This is a genomic window from Streptomyces sp. CNZ287, assembly GCF_007827615.1.
The window spans coordinates 1-6,909 of the sequence record NZ_VISV01000042.1; the positions used below are offsets into that span (position 1 = coordinate 1).

At 75.1% G+C, this 6,909-nt stretch carries 2 protein-coding genes; both read left to right on the forward strand.

Annotation, left to right across the window (positions count from 1 at the left end; all coding sequences use genetic code 11):
- A partial coding sequence (locus tag FB457_RS34965) for a condensation domain-containing protein (protein WP_486589268.1) occupies positions 1-912 on the forward strand: 912 nt, incomplete at its 5' end.
- Between the two features lie 91 nt (positions 913-1,003).
- Positions 1,004-6,909: non-ribosomal peptide synthetase (locus FB457_RS34970; RefSeq protein WP_145784700.1), on the forward strand; the 5,906-nt coding region annotated here is incomplete at its 3' end.

Consider the following 6,909-nt stretch of genomic DNA (forward strand, 5'->3'; position numbering starts at 1 on the left):
ACCGACGAACTCCAGCCCTGGACCGACCTCCTCGCCACCCCCGAACCACCCCTCGGCCACCGCCCCCTCGACCCCACCACCGACACCGCCGCGACCATGCGTTCGCACACCTGGACCGTGCCCGCCGAGCAGGCGGTGACGCTTATCGCCCGTACGCCCGCCGTCTTCCACACCGGCGTGCACGAGGTGCTGCTCGCCACGCTCGCCGGGGCCGTCGTCCAAAGGCGGCCCGACGGGACGGACCGGGGCGTGCTGGTGGACATCGAGGGCCACGGCCGTCAGCCGCTCGGGGACATGGACCTGTCGCGTACGGTCGGCTGGTTCGCCGCCGTCCACCCGCTGCGCCTCGATGCCTCCGGCGTCGATCTTTCCGACGCGTACGCCGGCGGACCGGCGGCCGGGGCGCTGCTGAAGGCGGTCAAAGAGCAGGTGCAGGCCGTGCCCGGTGACGGCCTCGGCCACGGGCTGCTGCGTTATCTCAACCCCAAGACCGCCGACGCCATGGCCGCCCTGCCGCGCCCGCAGATCGCCTTCAACTACCTCGGCCGTTTCCCCGCCCCATCCCCGGCCGGTGACCCCGAGCCGTGGCAGGCAGCCGGGGAGACCGCGGTCGGCGGCTCCGCCGCGCCGGGCCTGCCGGTGGCGCACGCGCTGGAGGCGAACGCGGTGGTCCGCGACACTCCCGACGGCCCCGAGCTGACGCTGACCCTGAGCCGGCCCGCCGGTCTGCTCGGCGCCGAGGAGACCGAACGGCTGGGCGTCGCCTGGCTGGAACTGCTGGCCGGGCTCGCCGCGCACACAGAGGATCCGGCGGCCGGCGGGCACACCCCGTCCGACTTCGCGCTGCTCGACCTCGGTCAGGACGAGGTGGACGAGTTCGAGGCCGACCTGGCAGAAGACGGCCTTCTGTGACCCCGGCCCTGTGAACCCGCAAGCCCCAGACCCCGCACCCCAGATCCAGAGAAGCCGCAGCCAGCGATCCGCCGTGAGGAGAGACAGAGCGATGACCCGATCCGCCGTCGAGGACGTGTGGCCGCTGTCGCCGCTGCAGGAGGGCCTGCTGTTCCACGCCGCCTTCGATGAGGAGGGCCCCGACGTCTACCAGGGCCAGCGGCTGCTGGAGCTGGCAGGCCCCGTGGACCCGGAGCGGCTGCGGGCGTCGTGGGAGGCGCTGCTGCAGCGGCACGCCGCGCTGCGCGCGAGCTTCCGGCGGCGCAAGTCGGGCGAGGCGGTGCAGGTCATCGCGCGGGACGTGACGCTGCCGTGGGAGGTCGCCGACGTCTCCGACCGGCCGGAGGCCGACGCGCTCGCCGAGGCCGGGCGGCTGGCGGCCCGCGCGCGGGCGGAGCGGTTCGACCCGGCCGCCGCGCCGCTGTTGCGACTGCTCCTCGTCCGGCTCGGCGCCGAGCGCTACCGGCTGGTCGTCACCAGCCACCACCTGCTCATGGACGGCTGGTCGATGCCGGTGCTGCTCGGCGAGCTGTCCGCGGTGTACGCGGCGGGCGGTGACGCGCGCGGGCTGCCGCCGGTCACGTCGTACCGCGAGTACCTGGCGTGGCTGCGGCGGCAGGACAAGGACGCCGCGCGGGCCGCCTGGCGCGCGGAGCTGGCGGGGGCCGACGAGCCGACCCTCGTCGCACCCGCCGACCCCGGCCGCCTGCCCGTGGCTCCGGAGAGCCTGATCGCCGAGATCCCGCAGGAGCTGTACGTGGGCCTGGTCGCGCTGGCGCGCACCCGCGGGCTGACGCTCAACACCGTCGTGCAGGGCGCGTGGGCGATGGTGCTGGCGCGGCTCGCGGGACGTACGGACGTGGTGTTCGGCGCCACCGCCTCCGGCCGGCCGCCGGAGCTGCCCGGTGTGGAATCGATGGTCGGCCTGTTCATCAACACCCTGCCGGTGCGCGTCCGGCTCGACGGCGCGCAGCCCGCGGCCGACATGCTCGCCGCCCTCCAGGACCGGCAGTCCGCGCTCGTCGTACACCAGCATCTGGGCCTGCCCGAGGTGCAGCGGATCTCCGGGTCCGGCGGTGTTTTCGACACGATCGTCGTCTACGAGAACTACCCCCTGCCGCCCGAAGGGGCCCCCGACCCCGGCATGTTCGCCCTGCGCATGGCAGGCGGCCAGGAGGCGGCGCACTACCCGCTGACGCTCGTCGCCGCCCCCGGCGAGCAGATGAGCTTCAAGCTCGACTACCGCCCGGACCTGTTCGACCGGGCCGCGGCCCGGACCGTCTTCGAGCGGCTGGTGCGGGTGCTGGAGCAGATCGCCGCGGATCCGGCGGCGCCCGTGGGCCGGATCGACATGATCGCCGCCGCGGACCGGGCGCGCGTGGTGGGGGAGTGGAACGCCACGGGGGCGCCGCTGCCCGCGGCCTCCGTGCCGGAGCTGTTCGCCGCCCACGCCGTACGGTCGCCGGACGCGCCCGCCGTGAGCGACGGTCCGCGGACGCTGTCGTACGGGGAACTGGACGCCGCCTCCGCGCGGTTGGCGGCGCATCTGACGGCCGCCGGGGTGCGCCGTGGCAACCGGGTCGCGGTCGTCATGGAGCGGTCGGCGGACCTGCTGGTGGTGCTGCTCGGCGTGTGGAAGGCAGGCGCCGCGTATGTGCCGGTGGACCCCGGCTATCCCGCGGAGCGGGTCGCGTTCCTGCTGGCCGACTCCGCCCCCGCGGCCGTGGTGTGCACCCGGGAGACGCGGGCGGCGGTGCCCGGTGACGCCGCCGCTGTGCTCGTCGTCCTCGACGACCCGCCGACCGCGGCCGCCCTCGCGGACCGCCCCACCGCCGCCCCCGTGCCGGTGGGCGCTACCGACGTGGCGTACGTGATGTACACCTCCGGCTCGACGGGGACACCCAAGGGCGTGGCGGTGCCGCACGGCGCCGTCGTGGTGCTGGCCGGCGAGAGCGGCTGGGAGGCGGGTCCGGGCGAGGCGGTGCTGATGCACGCGCCGCACGCGTTCGACATCTCCCTGTACGAGGTGTGGGTGCCCCTCGCCGCGGGCGGCCGGGTCGTGATCGCCGAGCCGGGCGCGGTGGACGCGGAGCGGGTGCGCCGGGCCGTGGCCGGTGCGGGCGTGAGCAGACTCCATGTCACCGCCGGGCTGTTCCGGGTGCTCGCCGAGGAGTCCCCGGAGTGCTTCACCGGCCTGCGCGAAGTGCTCACCGGCGGCGACGTGGTGTCGGGCGCGGCGGTCGCGCGCGTCCGCGAGGCGTGCCCCGGCCTCTCCGTACGGCATCTCTACGGGCCCACGGAGATCACGCTCTGCGCGACGTGGCACGCCCTGCGCCCCGGCGACACGGCGGGCGCCGTGCTGCCCGTCGGCCGGCCGATGGCCAACAGGCGGGTGTACGTGCTGGACGCGTTCCTGCAGCCGGTGCCCCCGGGCGTCGTCGGCGAGCTGTACGTCGCCGGGCCCGGCCTCGCCCGCGGCTACCTGGGGCGCGCGGTTCTGACCGCCGAGCGGTTCGTGTCCTGCCCGTTCGACCCGGGTGGGCGGATGTACCGCACCGGGGACCTGGCGTGCTGGACGGACGAAGGACTGCTGCACTTCGCGGGCCGCGCCGACGAGCAGGTGAAGATCCGCGGCTACCGGGTGGAGCTGGGCGAGGTCGAGTCCGTCCTCGCCGTCCACGAGGACGTCGCGCAGGCGGTGGTCGTCGCGCGCGAGGACCGTCCTGGTGAGAAGCGGCTCATCGGCTACGTCGTACCGGACGGCCGGCCCGTCGAGGCGGAGCAACTGCGCGGGCACGTCGCCGCCGTACTGCCGGAGTACATGGTTCCGGCTGCGGTGGTGGTCCTGGACGAGCTGCCGCTGACGGTCAACGGCAAGGTCGACTGGGCGGCGCTGCCCGCCCCCGGATTCGCCGGGCGCGCGACCGGCAGGGTGCCCGCGGGCGCGGCGGAGGAGGCACTGTGCGCGCTCTTCGCCGAGGTGCTGGGGCTGGAGCGGGTCGGCGCGGATGACGACTTCTTCGCGCTGGGCGGTGACTCCATCACGTCGATGCAGCTCGCCTCCCGCGCCCGGCGCGCGGGGTACGTGCTGACGCCACGGCAGATCTTCGAGGAGAAGACCCCCGAGCGCCTCGCCCTGGTAGCCGGCTCCGCGCGGCGCCGGTCCCCGGTACGGGACGACGGCGTGGGCGACGTGCCGTGGACGCCGGTCATGCGGCGGCTCGGCCTACGGGCCGCGGCGCCCGGGTTCGCGCAGTGGACGGTCGCGGGCGCACCGGCGGGCCTGGGGCTCGCGGCGCTGACCGGCGGGCTGGGCGCGGTGCTCGACGCGCACGACATGCTCAGGGCCCGTACCGACCTGGCGGACGCGGCACACCCGCGGCTGACGGTCGGCAAGCGCGGCTCGGTCGACCCGGCCGCGCTCGTGACCCGTATCGATGCATCGGACGGGGACGACCTGGACGACACCGGCGGTGGCGGTCTCGACGCGCTCGCGGAGCGCGAAGCCCGCGCCGCGGCCGGGCGGCTCGATCCGGCGGCCGGGACCATGGTCCAGGTCGTCTGGCTGGACGCGGGGCCCGCCCGGATCGGGCGGATCGTGCTCGTGCTCCATCACCTGGTCGTCGACGGGGTGTCGTGGCGGATTCTGCTGCCGGATCTGCGGGCCGCGTGCGAGGCGGTGGGGGAGGGGCGGAAGCCGGAGCTGGAGCCGGTGGGGACGTCGTTCCGGCGCTGGTCGCGGGAGCTGGCGGCGCAGGCCGGGCAGCCGGAGCGGGCGGCGGAGGCGGCCGCCTGGGCCGCGCTGCTCGGCGCGCCCGAGCCGCCGCTCGGCACGCGCGCGCTCGAACCGGCGCGCGACACCGCGGCGACCCTGCGCTCACGCACCTGGACCGTGCCCGCCGGGCAGGCCGAGACGCTGACGGGCCACACGCCGGTCGTCTTCCACACCGGCGTCCACGAAGTGCTGCTCGCCACGCTGGCGGGGGCGGTCGCGAGGTGGCGCCCGGGCGCGTACGACGAATTGCTGGTGGACATCGAGGGGCACGGGCGCGAACCGGCCGGGGACGCCGATCTGGCGCGTACGGTGGGCTGGTTCACCAGCGTCCGGCCCGTGCGGGCTTCGGTCTCGGGCATCGATCTCGACGGCGTACGGGCCGGCGGCGCGGCAGCGGGCGCGCTGCTGAAGGCCGTGAAGGAGCAGGCGCGCGCCGTCCCCGGGGACGGCCTGGGCTACGAACTGCTGCGCTACCTCAACCCCGGGACGGCAGACGCGATGGCGGCGCTGCCGCAGCCGCAGATCGGCTTCAACTACCTCGGCCGCTTCGCCGCCGGCGGCCCCTCGGGACCGGTCGGCGCCTGGCAACTCGCCGGCGACACCGCAGTCGGCGGCTCCGTCGACCCCGGCCTGCCGCTGGCCCACGCCCTGGAGGCGAGTGCCGCGGTCCGCGACACCGCGGCCGGGCCCGAACTGACCATCACCCTCTCGTGGGCCGGCGGGCTGCTTGCCGACGCGGACGCCGAACGCCTCGGCGCCGTCTGGCTGGAGATGCTCGCCGGCCTCGCCGCGCACACCGAGGACCCGGCGGCCGGCGGGCACACCCCCTCCGACTTCCCGCTCCTCGCCCTCACCCAGGAGGCCGTCGAGGAACTGGAAGCCGCCGTGCCCGCGCCCGCGGACATCTGGCCGCTGTCACCCCTCCAGGAAGGCATGCTCTTCCACGCCACCTACGACGACGACAGTCGCGACGTCTACAAGAGCCAGCGCGTCCTGGCCCTCGACGGGCCCCTGGACACCCGGCGGCTGCGCGCCGCCTGGGAGACCGTCCTTGCCCGCCACACCGCGCTGCGCGCGAGCTTCCACCGGCTGGCCGCATCGGGAGAGGCGGTGCAGGTCGTCGAGCGCGACGTGCCGCTGCCCTGGCGAACAGTGGACCTGTCGGGGACCGACAGCGGCGTGGTGTCGGAAGAGGTGGCACGGCTGGCGGCGGAGGAACTGCGACAGCCGATGGACCTGGGGCGGGCGCCGCTGCTGCGGTTCCTGCTGATCCGCCTCGGCGACCGCGCGCACCGCATGGTCATCACCAGTCACCACATCCTGGCCGACGGCTGGTCGATGCCGGTCGTCTTCAACGAGGTGTCCGAGGTGTACGCGGCCGGGGGCACCGACTCAGGTCGCACACCCGCCGCCTCGTACGGCGACTACCTGGCCTGGCTGGGCCGGCAGGACAAGGAGGCGGCGCGGGAGGCGTGGCGGGCGGAGCTGGCGGGAGTGGACGAGCCGACGCTGGTCGTGCCCGCAGACCCGGGACGCGAACCCGTCGTGCCGGAGGAGTGCCTTGTCGGGCTCACGGACGAGACGACGGCTGCCCTGGGCGTGTGGGCGCGTGAGCGGGGGCTGACGGTCAACACGGTGGTGCAGGGTGCGTGGGCGTTGGTGCTGGCGCGGCTGGCGGGTCGTTCGGATGTGGTGTTCGGCGCGACGGTGGCGGGTCGTCCGGCGGAGTTGCCGGGTGTCGAGTCGATGGTGGGTCTCTTCATCAACACGTTGCCGGTGCGGGTGCGGTTGGACGGCGGGCAGCGGGTGGTGGATCTGCTGGCGGACGTGCAGCGGCGGCAGTCGGCCTTGACGGGTCACCAGCACCTCGGCCTCCAGGAGATCCAGGAACTCGCGGGGGCCGGCGCCACCTTCGACACGATGCTGATGTTCGAGAACTACCCGCGGAACGACCTGGAGCTTCCCGGTACCGGACCCGCGGACGACGCCATCGGCATCACCCAGGTACGCAGCATGGCGGGCACGCACTACCCGCTGGCCATCGGTGTGGTACCGGCGGACCGGCTGCACGTGCGGGTGACGTATCGCCCGGATCTGTTCGGGGCCGGTGAGGCGGAGGGGCTGGCGCGGCGGTTGGTGCGGGTGCTGGAGGGGGTGGTGGCGGACCCGTCGGTGCGGGTCGG